Origin of the sequence: uncultured Algibacter sp., from assembly GCF_947495675.1 — a bacterium.
In the GTDB taxonomy this organism is placed as follows: Bacteria; Bacteroidota; Bacteroidia; order Flavobacteriales; family Flavobacteriaceae; genus Algibacter_B.
Genome location: NZ_CANLZX010000031.1, coordinates 1 through 16,438, shown reverse-complemented (window position 1 = coordinate 16,438; position 16,438 = coordinate 1). Strand labels below are relative to the sequence as shown.

At 31.5% G+C, this 16,438-nt stretch carries 12 protein-coding genes and 1 tRNA gene; 7 read left to right on the top strand and 6 right to left on the bottom strand.

All coding sequences use genetic code 11. From position 1 onward, the window contains the following. Positions 1 to 97: 97 nt before the first annotated feature. Positions 98 to 186, bottom strand: a tRNA-Ser gene (locus tag Q0842_RS15750). 99 nt (positions 187 to 285) lie between these two features. Further along, positions 286 to 2,340, bottom strand: coding sequence for an HDIG domain-containing metalloprotein (locus Q0842_RS15745; protein ID WP_298500404.1), 2,055 nt, complete (start codon positions 2,338 to 2,340; stop codon positions 286 to 288). Between the two features lie 207 nt (positions 2,341 to 2,547). On the opposite strand from Q0842_RS15745, the gene Q0842_RS15740 reads away from it, so the two are divergent. Together Q0842_RS15740 and Q0842_RS15735 are read left to right on the top strand one after the other, a co-directional pair. Then, on the top strand, positions 2,548 to 3,726 hold the full coding sequence (locus Q0842_RS15740; RefSeq protein ID WP_298500402.1) for an acetyl-CoA C-acyltransferase: 1,179 nt from the start codon (positions 2,548 to 2,550) through the stop codon (positions 3,724 to 3,726). 8 nt (positions 3,727 to 3,734) lie between these two features. Then, complete coding sequence (locus Q0842_RS15735) at positions 3,735 to 4,484, top strand: C40 family peptidase (protein ID WP_298500400.1); 750 nt, start codon at positions 3,735 to 3,737, stop codon at positions 4,482 to 4,484. A 50-nt stretch (positions 4,485 to 4,534) separates the two neighbouring features. Here the strand turns inward: Q0842_RS15735 and Q0842_RS15730 are convergent, their stop codons facing one another. Beyond that, positions 4,535 to 5,788, bottom strand: a complete 1,254-nt coding sequence (locus Q0842_RS15730) for a tetratricopeptide repeat protein (protein ID WP_298500398.1) — start codon at positions 5,786 to 5,788, stop codon at positions 4,535 to 4,537. A 17-nt stretch (positions 5,789 to 5,805) separates the two neighbouring features. Next, a complete protein-coding gene (gene gyrA, locus Q0842_RS15725) occupies positions 5,806 to 8,370 on the bottom strand; it encodes a DNA gyrase subunit A (protein WP_298500396.1) in 2,565 nt (854 codons plus the stop codon). 261 nt (positions 8,371 to 8,631) lie between these two features. Between gyrA and Q0842_RS15720 the strand changes: the two genes are divergently transcribed. From Q0842_RS15720 to Q0842_RS15705, 4 genes are all read left to right on the top strand, one after another. After that, the gene (locus tag Q0842_RS15720) at positions 8,632 to 11,178 is read left to right on the top strand and encodes an ATP-dependent Clp protease ATP-binding subunit (protein ID WP_298500394.1); all 2,547 of its coding nucleotides are present in this window, start codon (positions 8,632 to 8,634) and stop codon (positions 11,176 to 11,178) included. Positions 11,179 to 11,295: 117 nt separating this feature from the next. Then, complete coding sequence (locus Q0842_RS15715) at positions 11,296 to 11,856, top strand: RNA polymerase sigma factor (protein WP_298500392.1); 561 nt, start codon at positions 11,296 to 11,298, stop codon at positions 11,854 to 11,856. Positions 11,857 to 11,866: 10 nt separating this feature from the next. After that, on the top strand, positions 11,867 to 12,412 hold the full coding sequence (locus Q0842_RS15710) for a hypothetical protein (RefSeq protein ID WP_298500390.1): 546 nt from the start codon (positions 11,867 to 11,869) through the stop codon (positions 12,410 to 12,412). Between the two features lie 10 nt (positions 12,413 to 12,422). Then, a complete protein-coding gene (locus Q0842_RS15705; RefSeq protein WP_298500389.1) occupies positions 12,423 to 13,148 on the top strand; it encodes a head GIN domain-containing protein in 726 nt (241 codons plus the stop codon). Positions 13,149 to 13,474: 326 nt separating this feature from the next. Here the strand turns inward: Q0842_RS15705 and Q0842_RS15700 are convergent, their stop codons facing one another. Continuing rightward, complete coding sequence (locus Q0842_RS15700; RefSeq protein ID WP_298500387.1) at positions 13,475 to 14,866, bottom strand: MFS transporter; 1,392 nt, start codon at positions 14,864 to 14,866, stop codon at positions 13,475 to 13,477. A 72-nt stretch (positions 14,867 to 14,938) separates the two neighbouring features. After that, the gene (locus Q0842_RS15695; protein WP_298500385.1) at positions 14,939 to 15,754 is read right to left on the bottom strand and encodes a M48 family metallopeptidase; all 816 of its coding nucleotides are present in this window, start codon (positions 15,752 to 15,754) and stop codon (positions 14,939 to 14,941) included. A gap of 151 nt (positions 15,755 to 15,905) precedes the next feature. Between Q0842_RS15695 and msrB the strand changes: the two genes are divergently transcribed. After that, positions 15,906 to 16,388: a peptide-methionine (R)-S-oxide reductase MsrB gene (gene msrB / locus Q0842_RS15690; protein WP_298500384.1), complete on the top strand. Its 483-nt coding sequence runs from the start codon at positions 15,906 to 15,908 to the stop codon at positions 16,386 to 16,388. Positions 16,389 to 16,438: the final 50 nt, after the last annotated feature.

The window sequence follows — 16,438 nt, the reverse complement described above, 5'->3', positions numbered from 1 at the left end:
AGGATTCGAACCTGCGACCTCCGCGTCCCAAACGCGGCGCGATAACCGGGCTACGCTACACCCCGAATTGGTTATCTAAATATCTAATAGAAACTTGCGGAGAGACAGGGATTCGAACCCTGGGTACCTATTTCTAGGTACGACGATTTAGCAAACCGCTCCTTTCGGCCACTCAGGCACCTCTCCAATAATTTTGATATGAACTACACATTTAATTTAAAATGCGGATGCAAATTTAGTTTTTATCTTAAAGAACACAAACATTTTCTTCTTTTTTTTTTAATATTATTCTGGATATTCAATTCTTAAATGATAAATATTTGCAAGCTTGTGTTTTAACACTTTTTTTATGGATTGAATTTCTTTAAAAGTAATGTTAGCATTCAAAAATTGTCCCTCTTCTATTTGCTTATTAATTATATTTTCAACAAAAGCTTCTATTTTAGTTGAAGTAGGCTCTTTCAAACTTTTTGATGCCGCTTCAATACTATCGCACATCATTAAAATAGCTGTTTCTTTACTAAATGGTTTTGGCCCTGGATAACTAAAATCTAATTTATCTACTTCAATATCTGGATTATGCTTTTTTTCTTGCATATAAAAATAGTAGACAACACTTGTTCCATGATGCGTTCTAATAAAATCTATAACTCTATCTGGCAAATTATTTTTTCTTGCTATTTCAATACCATTAATAACATGATCTGTAATTATTCTTGCACTTTCTTTTGAAGACAACTCATCATGCGGATTAATTCCTGTTGATTGATTTTCGGTATAGTACGTTGGATTCTTCATTTTACCTATATCATGATACAATGCTCCTACCCTAACTAACATAGCATTTGCTCCTATTTCATTAGCTGAAGCTTCAGCTAAATTTGCAACATTTAAGGAATGATGGAATGTACCAGGCGCTTTATTTGATAATTCTTTAAGTAACTTGGTATTAGTGTCCGATAGCTCTAATAATGATACATCTGAAACCAATCCAAAAAGCTTTTCATAAGCGTAGATTAATGGTTGTACAAATAGTGTAGCCAATCCACACAATATAAACCAAATAAAAGTTTCCCATTTAAGTGTTTCTACACTTCCTTCATGAATTACAAAAAAAGCAAAATACGCTATAATATAAATGAGTGTTATTTGCCCTACTGATATAAAAAGGTTTGCACGTTTGTATAGTTCTGATACAGTTAAGATAGTTACAATACCTGCTATTATTTGTAAAAACATATATTCGTAACTATTAGGCACTATAAAACCTAATAGAAGTACTGTAAGAACATGAGCAAACAATCCAAGTCGCGCATCAAAAAATGCTTTAAACACTAAAGGCAGTATACAAATTGGTACAATGTATATATATTTAGAATCGTAATTCACTACAAGTGTAGTAATGAATATCATCAATGAAATATTAAAAAATATAAAAGTAACTTTAGTATTATTTTCAAAAACCGTCATTCTATATTTTCTTAAAAACAATAATAGCATTAATAATGCTAGTGCCACTAATAAAGTATAAGCAAACAATACCCAATTATAATTAGCTTCATTCCATACTTGAGATTCGTACTCAGATTGTAAAGATTTAAGAATTTGATACTTATCACCTTCAATAACCTCTCCTTTGGACACTATTAAGGTTTCTTTAGCAATACTTCCTCTTGTATAAGATACTCTGCTTAACTCGTCTTGTATTGCTTTATCTGTAAATGTTTTATTGTATGTTATATTTGGCTCAACCAAATCGAAAAATAATGACACAAAACTTGTTTTATAATTCGATAGGTTGTTTTTAGCTAAAACCTTTTCTATAACATTTGTAACACCATTTTGTTGAATTAAATTTGAATAAAATCCATCTTGTTTTTTTTCTCTTCCATCAAGTATAACAATAGATCTGTTGCTAGAAAAATCATAATCTTCGCTTAAAACACCATATTTATATAACTCAGAAATAATACTTTCACCTGTATTAAAAAGTATGTTGATTTTATATTTAGGTATTGTGTCAGAGAAAACAGTTTTAAACTGGGCGTTATAGGTATTATTAACCTTTTGTTGTATAGTATTATCTAGATCAAAATAAAGGATGGCGTTTTCAACAATATTTTTCTTCTCAGAGGCTATTTCTTCATCTGTTTTTTTTATAGCAAAATCAAAAGGGGCCTGCAAACTTTCAGATTGCCATGGTTTTCCTTTTTCAAAATTATATTTAAATTTTCCGCTTTTTGGAAACAAATAAACAATAAGAAAGGTTGTGCTAATAAATAACAAGACCTTATAAATTAAGGAATGGTTTTTATATAATTTATTTATGAAGTCTTTCATGTGTTAGTAATCATTCCTATTTATATACCATATGTTACACCCATATAATAATTCTTTTAAATATAAAAATTTAGTTATCGATGTTACATCTAGAAATCAAATGTAATAAATTTATAAGCTTTTATCGATTTTTATAATAATCTAATCTTTTAAATTTCTACTAAAAAAACGTTATTTTCGCATAGACTAAACTAAAAATTTAGATTGATGTATAAAGAAGTCGTTATTGTTTCTGCTGCAAGAACTCCAATAGGAAGTTTCTTAGGAGCTTTATCTACCATTCCTGCAACTAAATTAGGTGCTATAGCTATTAAAGGTGCTCTAGATAAAATAAATTTAAGCCCAGAATTAGTTGAAGAGGTTTTAATGGGTAATGTGGTACAAGCTGGCACAGGACAAGCTCCTGCAAGACAAGCTGCTATATATGCAGGCATACCAAATACAGTACCCTGTACAACCATTAACAAAGTTTGTGCATCTGGTATGAAAACGGTTATGCAAGCGGCACAATCTATAGCTTTAGGAGATACGAATATTGTTGTAGCTGGAGGTATGGAAAACATGAGTTTAATTCCGCATTATTTATATGCTAGAACTGGAACAAAATTTGGACCAACCACTCTAGTTGACGGTATGCAAAAAGATGGTTTAATTGATGCTTACGACCAAAATGCCATGGGTGTGTGTGCTGATGCTTGCGCAACTAAATATGAGTTTTCTAGAGAAGATCAAGATGCATATGCCATTCAATCATATAATCGCTCTGCAGCAGCATGGGAAACTGGAAAATTTAATAATGAAGTAGTTCCTGTTGAAGTTCCACAACGCCGTGGAGAACCTTTAATTGTAGTTAAAGATGAGGAATACAGTAATGTTAGAATGGATAAAATTCCTAATTTACGCCCAGCTTTTTCTAAAGATGGAACTGTAACTGCTGCAAATGCTTCAACAATAAATGATGGAGCTGGTGCAATGGTATTAATGAGTAAAGAAAAAGCAATAGAGCTTGGTTTAAAACCTTTAGCAACTATAAAAAGTTATGCTGATGCAGCTCATGAACCAGAATGGTTTACTACTGCTCCTGCTAAAGCATTACCAAAAGCACTTGATAAAGCTGGAATTTCAATTAAAGATGTTGATTTTTTTGAATTTAACGAAGCCTTTTCAGTTGTAGGCTTAGCAAATATGAAAATTTTAGGACTTACAGATAAAAATGTTAATGTAAACGGCGGTGCTGTTTCGCTTGGCCATCCACTTGGATGCTCTGGTGTTAGAATTCTAATAACATTATTAAATGTTTTAGAGCAAAATAATGCTAAAATTGGAGCTGCTGCTATTTGTAATGGTGGTGGTGGCGCATCTGCAATGATTATAGAACGTAATTAAAAGTATTAATGCAATACGGTATTTGTAATTTAAGCATTGTTCCGCTTCGAAATGAACCTACAGACACTAGTGAATTGGTTTCACAAGTGCTTTATGGTGACTTTTTTAAAATTCTCGAACAACGGAAACAATGGAGTAAAATTAGATTAGCTTTTGATAATTACGAAGGGTGGGTAGACAATAAACAATATATTGAAATATTAGAAGATCAATATAAAAACCTTAATAATGAGTCTCCTAAACTTTCGACAGATTTGGTTGAATTTATTGAAAACAGCAACAAACAATTATTGCCAATAACTATAGGCTCTAGTCTTAATGGACTTACAATTTTAGATGATAGATATGAAGGTAGTTTTATAGATTCGAAAACAGAAAAAACTAACCTTATAAAAACGGCATTTACGTTTTTAAATTCCCCTTACTTATGGGGAGGAAAAACACCATTTGGTATTGATTGCTCTGGTTTCACTCAAATGGTTTACAAACTAAATGGATATAAGTTATTACGTGATGCATCACAGCAAGCAACACAAGGCGAAGCTTTAAGTTTTATAGAGGAAAGCGAACCTGGAGATTTAGCCTTTTTTGATAATAGTGAAGGTATTATTACTCATGTAGGTATCATTATGAAAGATAATTATATTATACATGCTCATGGAAAGGTTAGAATTGACAGATTAGACCATTCTGGGATTTATAATGTTGACAAAAACACACATACACACAAACTTAGAGTTATCAAAAAAATAGTATAAAAAAAATGCCGCTAGTAGCGGCATTTTTTTTATACTATTTATGACTATTATTACTGTCCTACAGTCATAGCACCAATTTTAGCTTCAATATCTTTTGCTTTTTGTGTTTCACCTAAAGCAAGATATATATTTTTTAATTGAGTTAAAATATCTGATCCTGCATTTGGATTTTTGCTAATAAAATCAAGTAAAATATCTGCTCCAGATTGAAATAAAGCATTTTTTTCTACTTTTAATTTTTCATATTTAGCATCATCAGCTTTACTCATACCTAATTTACCCATATCTTCAATTACTATATTCCCTTTTTCTATGTACAGGTTTGATAAGTTTAATGCAGCATCAGAATAAGAAGGATCTAAACGTAATACATTTTCAAAAGATTTTTTAGCCATCTCTGCATCACCTTTGTTCATATTAACTACTCCTACATTATAGTGTAATACTTCGTTATCTGGCTGCTTAACAATTGCTTCTTCTATTAAAGATTTAAATTTATCTTCATCTTTTAATTGTAAATGTATATTTGCTTCATTTATAATTAAATCTACATTGCCTGGATTCTCAGCTCTAGCTTCTTTTATAGCTCCTAACGCTTTTTCATTATCACCATTAGAAATATAAATTAATGCTATATTCTTAACTATCTCTGGTTTTTTAGAATCTGTCATACGCTCACCTGGCTTAATATGACTTCCTCCTTTTACATACAAGTCACGAGTAGATTTATCCAAAACTACTTCTTTACCTGTTTCCTTATCTATAGCGAAATATTGTTTTTGTATACCTGTATATCCTAAATTTTTAAGCTCTTCATAAATTCCTAAAGCTCTATCGTATTCTTTTACATTTACGGCTGTAGCTGCAGCATAATAAAGGAATAACGTGTCTCTTTCTGTAACTCGATAAGCTTTTTCAAAATATTTTGATGCTTTAGAGAAATCTTTCTTTTCATAAGCTGTGTTACCTGTAGTTAATAACCCATTAGCCATGTTTTGTTTTAATACTTTAATTTCTGAGGTATAAGCTCCATTTACTTTTCCTAAACTTTCTATAGCTGAATCTATATCAGCAATAGAACCTTTACCATTAGCATATAATGCTTGTCCTTTTAGATAATAAAATTTTGCTTTGGATTTATCATCCATTGCAGACATTAAGCCTTCTGCTTGAGTAATAGCTGTTTTAGCCTCTGCAAAATTGTTGTTTTTAATAGCTTTCTCTACTGCCTTCAATTCTTTCTTTTGTGCAAATGAAAATGCACTTATTGAAAATGCTAAAGCTATGATTAATTGTTTTTTCATTTTAAATAATATTAAGTTTAATTTTCTGTGTTATTTTCGTCTAAATTATTATCAAGAGTTGTGCCATCTTCATTTTCACTAGCACCTTCAGTAGTTTCAGCTACTATTATATTTCCGTCTTCATCTAATTCAACTTCATCTTCATCATGCATTACTTTTGCAACAGCAGCTATAGAATCGTTTCCTTTTAAGTTAATTAATTTAACTCCTTGAGTAGCACGTCCCATAACTCTTAAATCTTTTACAGCCATTCTAATTGCTATTCCCGATTTATTGATAATCATTAAATCATCATCGTCAGTTACATTTTTTATAGATACTAAGCTTCCGGTTTTTTCTGTAATTGAAATAGTTTTTACGCCTTTACCGCCACGATTAGTAATTCTATAATCTTCTAAACTAGAACGTTTTCCATAACCATTCTCAGAGACAACAAGTACATTACTTTCCATATCATCGACAGCAATCATACCAATTACTTCATCTGTTTTTTCATCTTGCAAACGTATGCCTCTTACACCAGATGCACCACGACCCATAGGTCGAGTTTTTGCTTCTTCAAATCGGATAGCTTTACCAGATTTTAAAGCTAACATTACTTGACTTTCGCCTGTTGTTAATTTAGCTTCTAATAAAACATCGTCATCTTTAATTGTTATAGCATTAATTCCATTAGTTCTTGGTCTTGAATATTGTTCAAGCGATGTTTTCTTAACTTGACCTTTTTTAGTGGCCATAATTACATAATGACTATTTATGTACTCTTCATCTTTTAAATCTTGAGTACAAATGAAAGCCATTACTTTATCATCTTGCTCAATATTTATAAGATTTTGAATAGCTCGCCCTTTTGAAGTTTTACTACCTTCTGGAATTTCATAAACACGCATCCAGAAACACTTCCCTTTTTGTGTGAAGAACAACATGTACTGGTGGTTTGTACCAACAAATAAATGTTCTAAGAAATCTTCATTACGAGTAGTTGATGCTTTTTGACCAACACCACCTCTATTTTGTGTTTTGTATTCTGTTAAAGAGGTACGCTTTATATATCCTGCATGTGAAATTGTGATAACCACCTTTTCATTAGGAATCATATCTTCAATACTTAAATCACCTCCAGCGTATTCAATAACCGAACGACGCTCATCACCATATTTATCTCTAACAACTTCTAACTCTTCTTTGATGATATCCATTCTGCGCTCTTTCTTATCTAAGATATCTTTAAGATCGATAATAGTTTTCATGATTTCCTCATACTCTGCACGCAACTTATCTTGCTCTAAACCAGTAAGCTGGCGTAGTCTCATTTCAACTATTGCTTTAGCTTGAATTTCGGTGAGTTTAAAACGCTCAATTAAATTATTTCTAGCTTCATCAGCGTTTGAAGATGCTCTTATAATCTTAATTACTTCATCAATATTATCTGAAGCTATTATTAAACCTTCTAATATATGAGCTCTCTCTTCAGCTTTTCGTAATTCATAAGTAGTTCGTCTAACAACAACTTCGTGTCTATGCTCTACAAAATAATGAATCAATTCTTTTAAGTTTAACAACTGAGGACGCCCATTAACTAACGCAATGTTATTTACACTAAATGAGGACTGTAGCGCAGTATACTTAAATAATTTATTTAATACTATATTAGGAATAGCATCACGTTTTAAAACATAAACAATACGCATTCCGTTTCTATCAGATTCATCGCGAATAAGCGAAATACCTTCAAGTTTTTTGTCATTAACCAAGTCTGCAGTTTTCTTTATCATATCTGCCTTGTTCACTTGGTAAGGAATCTCATCAACAATTATACATTCACGACCATTTACCTCTTCAATATTAGTTTTAGCACGCATAACTATACGCCCTCTACCTGTATGAAAAGCCTCTTTAACACCGTCGTAACCATATATTGTTCCACCTGTTGGAAAATCAGGTGCTTTGATATGCGTTATTAACTCGTCAATTTCAATATCGTTATTTTCTATATATGCAATGGTACCATTAACAACTTCGGTTAAATTGTGAGGTGGCATATTTGTAGCCATACCTACTGCAATACCAGAAGCTCCGTTAACCAATAATCCTGGAATACGAGTTGGTAAAACTGTTGGTTCCTGTAAGGTATCATCAAAATTTAATTTATGATCTACAGTCTCTTTGTCAATATCTGCCAACATGTCTTCAGATATCTTTCGCATACGTGCTTCTGTATAACGCATTGCTGCAGGACTATCTCCATCAATCGACCCAAAGTTACCTTGCCCATCTACCAACATGTAACGCAAACTCCACTCTTGAGCCATACGAACCATAGCATCATAAACAGAAGTATCACCATGTGGGTGGTACTTTCCTAAAACTTCCCCAACTATTCTTGCCGATTTCTTATGTGCTGTGTTTGCTCTAACACCCAATTCATGCATACCATATAGCACACGTCTGTGAACTGGTTTTAAACCATCTCTTACATCTGGTAAAGCACGTGACACAATGACTGACATTGAATAGTCAATGTAAGCCGATTTCATCTCGTCCTCAATATTAATAGGGATCAATTTTTCTCCTTCTGCCATAAATAATTTAATTTAGTTTTATGTAATTTTCCAAACATGCTAATATAAGAATTCCAGCAGTTATAGTAAGACAAACCAGCCTCCTTTTTCATGTAATTTATTAACAATTTTAACGACTTATTTGGTTAATAAGTATGCTTAGTAAAATTTTGATTTTATAAAGTTTTTTTCGTCAATTAGCACAAAACATACATTTTTAGGTATAGTTTTTGATTTTAATTAAAATGTTTTACTATTTTTAATGCAGAAAGCACACGATTTATGGATGATAATTTTTCCCCAAGAGTAAAAGATGTTATTGCTTACAGCAAAGAAGAAGCATTACGTTTAGGCCATGATTTTATTGGTACTGAACATTTAATGCTTGGGCTTTTACGCGACGGCAATGGCAAAGCAATAAACATTCTTAACGCTTTAGATATTGATTTAAATCATCTAAGACGAAAAGTTGAAATATTGAGCCCTGCAAACCCTAATATTACAGTAGCTTCTAATCAAAAAAAGAATTTACATCTTACTAGGCAAGCAGAACGCGCTCTAAAAACTACATTTTTAGAAGCTAAATTATTTCAAAGTACTTCTATTAACACAGCACATTTATTGCTTTGCATTTTAAGAAATGAAAACGACCCCACTACCAAGCTTTTAAATAAGCTTAAAGTTGATTACGATAATGTTAAAGAACAATTTAAATCTATGATTACAAACGATAATGACTACATAGAACCTAAGTCTGAATTTCAAGACGACGATAATTCTCCTGAAGAAGAATCTTCAAAGGACAATATTTTTAATGCACCAGCTGGTAAAACAAATAAGAAGTCTAAAACACCTGTTTTAGATAATTTTGGACGTGATTTAACAGCTATGGCCGAAGAAGGGAAGCTAGACCCTGTTGTGGGTAGAGAAAAGGAAATTCAGCGTGTTTCTCAAGTTTTAAGCAGACGCAAGAAAAACAATCCTCTTTTAATTGGCGAACCTGGTGTAGGTAAATCTGCCATTGCAGAAGGTTTAGCACTAAGAATTGTTAAACGAAAAGTATCTCGTATTTTATTCAACAAACGCGTGGTAACACTAGATTTAGCAAGCTTAGTTGCAGGAACTAAATATCGCGGACAATTTGAAGAACGCATGAAAGCCGTTATGAACGAGCTTGAAAAAAATGATGATGTTATTTTATTCATTGATGAAATACATACAATTGTTGGCGCTGGAGGAGCAACAGGAAGCTTAGATGCTTCAAATATGTTTAAGCCTGCTTTAGCTAGAGGTGAAATTCAATGTATTGGTGCCACAACTCTAGATGAGTACAGACAATATATCGAGAAAGATGGCGCATTAGAGCGTCGTTTCCAAAAAGTAATAGTGGAACCTACTACTGTAGAAGAAACTATTGAAATTCTTAATAACATAAAAGGTAAATACGAAGAACATCACAATGTTGATTATACTCCTGAAGCTATTGAAGCTTGTGTAAAATTAACTAACAGGTATATGACAGAACGCTTTTTACCAGACAAAGCCATAGATGCTCTTGATGAAGCTGGATCTCGAGTACATATTACTAACATTGATGTACCAAAACAAGTAATTGAACTTGAAAAGCAATTAGAGGACATCAAGGAATTGAAAAATGCTGTTGTAAGAAAACAGAAATACGAAGAAGCCGCTAAACTTAGAGATGATGAAAAACGCATTGAAAAAGAATTAGCAATTGCTCAAGAAAAATGGGAAGAAGATACTAAGCAACATCGTGAAGTTGTAACTGAAGATAATGTAGCCGATGTCGTTTCTATGATGACTGGTGTTCCTGTTAACAGAATTGCTCAAACAGAAATTAATAAACTAGCCGAATTACCAAATCTTATAAAAGGAAAAGTAATTGGTCAAGATGAAGCTGTTGCAAAAGTAGTTAAAGCCATACAACGTAATAGAGCTGGCTTAAAAGACCCAAACAAACCAATTGGTTCTTTTATATTTTTAGGGCAAACTGGTGTTGGTAAAACCCAACTAGCAAAAGTGCTATCTCGCGAATTATTTGATAGCGAAGATTCGCTTGTTAGAATAGACATGAGTGAATACATGGAAAAATTTGCCATATCTAGATTAATTGGAGCACCTCCAGGATACGTTGGTTACGAAGAAGGCGGACAACTTACTGAAAAAGTTAGAAGAAAACCTTATGCTGTTATTCTTTTAGATGAAATTGAAAAAGCACATCCAGATGTATTTAATATGCTACTTCAAGTGCTTGACGATGGTTATTTAACAGATAGCTTAGGCAGAAAGATTGATTTTAGAAATACAATCATCATTATGACCTCTAATATCGGAGCTCGTAAATTAAAAGATTTTGGTACAGGTATTGGTTTTGGTACTGCTTCTCAAAAAGCACAAGAAGATGCAAACGCAAGAAGTGTTATTGAAAATGCACTTAAAAAATCTTTTGCTCCAGAATTTTTAAATAGGATTGATGATGTTGTTGTATTTAACGCCTTAGAAAAAGAAGATATCAATAAAATTATCGATATTGAATTAGAAAAACTTTTAACTAGAATAAAAGGTTTAGGCTATATCTTAACACTTTCTGAAAGTGCTAAAGATTTTATAGCTGAAAAAGGTTTCGATAAACAATACGGAGCTAGACCTCTAAAAAGAGCTATTCAAAAATATGTTGAAGATGCTTTAGCAGAAGAGATTGTAGCCTCTAATCTTCAAGAAGGCGATAACATTAAAATTGATTTAGATAAGAAAACCGAAGAATTAAAAATAAGTATTGAAAAAGCCGAAAAGCCTACAGAGTCCTAATTTAAAGACTTATCAATAAAATTAAAATCCTACTTTAATCTTAAAGTAGGATTTTTTTTATTGAAAACTGTAACAATTATAATCTTTAAGTATCTATACTATAACAATCAATTATTTGTGACATTAACCAAACAAAATACAGAACAACTTGTTGCTCTTTGTAAAACTGGAAACCAGTCTGCACAATTGGAGATTTATAACAGATACTACAAAGCTATGTATAATGCTTCAATAAGAATTGTAAAAAACAATTTTGAAGCTGAAGACATTATGCAAGATTCATTTCTAATGGCATTTACAAAGTTAGAAACTCTAAAAAATGCATCAACTTTTGGGCCTTGGTTAAAACGAATTGTAATTAATAATAGTATTCATCATTATAAGAAAAACATTAAAAACAACGAAGTTCCTATTGATGATATATTATATAAAGTTGAAAGTAAAACAGATGGAATTATTAGCGATTATCAATTTACAAACTTAAAAGTACAGCAAGTTTTAAATTCAATAAAAACGCTAAAAGACAACTATAGAATTGCATTAACCTTAAATCTAATTGAAGGCTTTGACAATGAAGAAATTTGTGAAATAATGAATATCTCGCATGCTAATTGCAGAACAACAATTTCAAGAGCCAAAGAATGTTTAAGACAAAAATTAAAAATAGCTACCGCTTAATAAAATTATCATGAGTAATAACACAATAGACGATTTATTTAAAAACCCTGAAAATAAATTTGATACCGAAAACCCAGATTTAGGTCATCAAGAACGTTTTAAGCAAAAATTAAACGCTCAAAAATCTATTTCAAGTAACAAAAAAAACAATTTACGGAATCCCTTTATTGGTATTGCAGCATCAATAGCTTTAATAGTGTGTCTTTTTTTATTTACAACTAATAAAGACAAAACTACAGACCTAGCAAGTATTTCTCCAGAAATGGCAAAAACTGAAACCCTTTTCATGGCCACTCTTACTAAAGAGTTAGAAAATCTTAATAGTGAAGACATGCCTGAATATCAAGAAATTATTGTTGACGCGTTATTTCAGCTTGAAGTTTTACAAGAGGACTACAACCAATTAATATTGGGACTAAAAGAACAACCTAAAGACAAGCTTATTCTAGACGCTATGATTTTAAACTTTCAAAGTAGAATAAATGTATTACAAGACACAAAAGACAATATTGAAGAACTTAAAAACAACAACAACAAACAATCATCAATCATTTAAATTTAAAATCATGAATAAAACAATTACATTAACAATAATATCACTAATGTTTGTAAGCATTACGAATGCCCAATTTTGGGGGAATAAAAAAATTAAAGGCAATGGTAATGTTATTACAGAAACAAGAACAATTGGCAATTATGAAGGTATTAAATGTGCTGGTTCTATGGATTTTATTCTTGTAGCTGGAGAAGAAGGAAAAATAACTCTAGAAGGCGACTCTAATCTTTTAGAATATATTATTACTGAAATTAAGGGAGATCATTTAATAATTAAAACCAAGAAAGGTATTAATATGAGTTATAAAAATAACACCATTAAAATTACAATTCCTTTTGATGACATCAACACAGTTTCTCTTGCAGGCTCAGGTGATTTATATAGTAATGACACTATAGAAGCAGACAAACTAAGCGTTTCGTTAGCAGGTTCAGGTGATATAAAACTTGAAATCAAGACTAATTATGTAAAAGGTGCAATTGCAGGTTCTGGAGATTTAACCTTAGAAGGAAGCACAAATGAATTAGAAGCTAAAGTTGCTGGCTCTGGAGATTTTCATGGGTTTGGTTTACAAGCCAATAATACAGATGTTTCAGTTGCTGGTTCTGGAGACGCCCAAGTAGTTAGTAATAAAACTTTAAAAGCTAGGGTTGCTGGTTCTGGAGATATAACTTACAAAGGCAACCCTCAAAAAGATACTAAAGTTGCTGGTTCTGGATCGATTAATCAACGATAAATTTAAATACAATCAAAAAACGACAGGTTAAAAAAGCCACTCATATTGAGTGGCTTTTTTTTGTTTATTATTTAAAACTCTAAATAATCAAAAAACTCATCTTCTTGAGAATAATCAAAAGTACCAAACATTAAAAGGCCACGTTTACGGTAGAATTAATTTCATAAAAAAGAGCATACTCAAACTCAACTTTAACTTATATAGCTTCTCCAAAAATTTATAGGAGTATCTTAAAAGATTCCTCAAGAATCTCACCTTCAAAAGTCTCAATATTAAATGATGATACAAAAATTATAAGTTAACGCCCGTCTTTAAAAACAATATAATTACAATTCTTTAGGCACCCTAAATAACAAAATAATTCCTGCTAAAAAAAACACAAACAAAAACAGGATTCCATTTCTCATACTACCTGTTATTTGATCTATAAATGCAAAAATCACCATCCCTATAACTATACCTATTTTTTCAGCAACATCATAAAAACTAAAATACGAGGTAGTATCATCTGTCTCAGGCAAAAACTTTGAATATGTAGAGCGAGCTAAGGATTGTACACCTCCCATAACCAAACCTACAAAACCTGCTGCTATATAAAAATGTAATGGCGTTTGCATAAAGTAAGCATAAAAACATAACGCCATCCATATAAAATTAACAGCAATTAATGTCTTTATATTTCCAAATTTCGAAGACGCTTTTGATGTTAAAAAAGCACCTAAAATAGCAACTAATTGAATAACCAAAATACTTACAATCAATCCCATTGTTTTTTCGCTATCTCCTCCCCAATCTATCTCTTCTTCTCCAAAATAAACTGCTACCAACATAATTGTTTGCACAGCCATACTAAACACAAAAAATGCTTGTAAATACCGTTTAAGTCTTAAATTTTGTTTTAACTGTTTCCAAACTTGTTGCAACTCTTTTAAACCATTAAACACAACAGCTTTAGTAACCTTATGCCCTGAAGACACACCAATAGGTAGATAATAAAATGAATATTGACTAAACAAAGCCCACCAAACACCAACAGTAATAAATGATATCTTCATGGCTTTAAATGATGCTTTATCCTTTGCTATTTTTAAGGCTTCATTTATTTCTATTTCAGAACCATTTTCAATTATTGAATTTGAAATGCTTATATCAAACCCAAACAAATCTGGAAACATAACCATTAATAAATTTAATACTAATAAAAGTACGCTTCCAAAATAGCCTAAAGAGAATCCCTTTGCACTAATACTATCTTGCTGCTCTGGAAAAGCAATATCTGGTAAATAAGAATTATAAAAAACTAAACTACCCCAATATCCTATTAAACCCATAAAGTAGAATAATAAACTTAAATGAATTTTATCGGGTGTAATATCAAACCAATATAAACCAATACAACCTGCACTTCCTACATAGCAAAAAAACTTTAAAAAATTCTTTTTATTACCAACATAATCTGCAATACCAGAAAGTATTGGCGATGTAAAAGCCACAACTAAGAATGTAAAGGCTGTAACAAATGTAATTAAGGCGGTGCTTTTAAATTCAAAACCAAAAGCAAAAACTGTTTTAACATTTGTTGTGGTTTTAAGAAATAAAGCAGAATAAAATATAGGAAATATAGATGAAGCGATCGTAAGGGTGTAAACCGAATTTGCCCAATCATAAAACGCCCAAGCATTTAATAATTTTTTACTTCCTTTTTTTAATATTGTCATAATAAAAAAGCTGCCCTTTTATGAGCAGCTTCTAAAGTAAACAAATATTTTTATTTGAAAGATAATTTAATTTTATCTGAACGATGTTATACCAAATTTTTTAGCTTCAGCTTTGGCTTGAGGTGCCCATTTAGTAAGGTTTGCAATTCTTGTATCGTTTGATGGGTGTGTACTCATAAATTCTGGTGGTGCTTCACCTCCACTATTTGCCTTCATACGTTTCCATAATTCTGCAGCTTCATCAGGATTGTAACCAGCAATTGCCATTAAATAAATACCAATTTGATCAGACTCTGTTTCATGACTTCTACTAAATGGTAACATTATTCCTAATTGAGAACCAATACCATAATATTGATTAAAAGCATTTCTAGATTGCTCATCTTTAATAGCAATATTTCCTGCAACTGCTATACCTTGTTGTAAGTATGCTGCACTCATTCGTTGTTGACCATGATTGGCTAATGCATGTGCCACTTCATGCCCCATAATTGCTGCTACTCCTGTTTCATTTGCAGCTATAGGTAAAATACCCGTATAAAATACAATTTTACCTCCAGGCATACACCAAGCATTTACAGTTTTATCATCAACTAAATTATATTCCCATTTATAATCATTTAAATACCCTTGGTTACCATTAGCATTTAACCAACGTTCTGCAGCTACAGCGATACGCTGCCCTACTCTAGTAATCATTTCAGAATCTTTAGTGCCTGTAATAACTTTGTTTTCATTTAAAAACTGACTGTATTGTGCAAATGCGGTTGGAAACAACTGAGAATTTGGCACTAATGCCATAGTTTTCTTTCCTGTAAAAGGGTTAGTAGCACATGCAGAAACCAGAGCTACTATAGCTATAATTAAGAATGTATGTTTTAACTTCATCGTACTGTGGGTTTAAATTTAGTTTTTTAAAAATACAAAAATAGTATCTTTATTAATTAGACACTTAAATTATTTTTTCGTCACATATTTTTTAAATGTTGTTATTTTTATTAAAACGCTTCGACTATTAACTTATAAAGTATTTAAATCTATGAATAAGTTATTTATCACCTTTGCTTTAGTATTTTTATTTAATTGCAACTCTACTGCACAAAAAAAAACTACAAAAGATACCAAAACATATAAAGTTACTAAAACTGAAGCAGAATGGAAAACACAATTAACTGCTATTGAATTTCATGTTTTAAGACAAGCTGGTACAGAACGTGCATTATCAAGTCCGTTAAATAAAAATTATGATAGTGGTTTATATGTCTGTAAAGGCTGTGACACCCCTCTATTTAAAAGTGAACATAAATATGATTCCGGTTCAGGCTGGCCTAGTTTTGATAGAGAAATTAAGGGAAATGTTGATTTTTCTATAGATTATGATTTAGGATACGCTAGAACAGAAGAACATTGTGCTACTTGTGGTGGACATCTTGGACATGTTTTTAATGACGGACCCAAAAAAACTACCGGCATGCGTCATTGTATAAATGGTGTTGCATTAAAATTTATTCCAAGTAAATAAAAATACACATTACCCTTTATCTTTATATTATAAAAGTGATGTGATTTAAT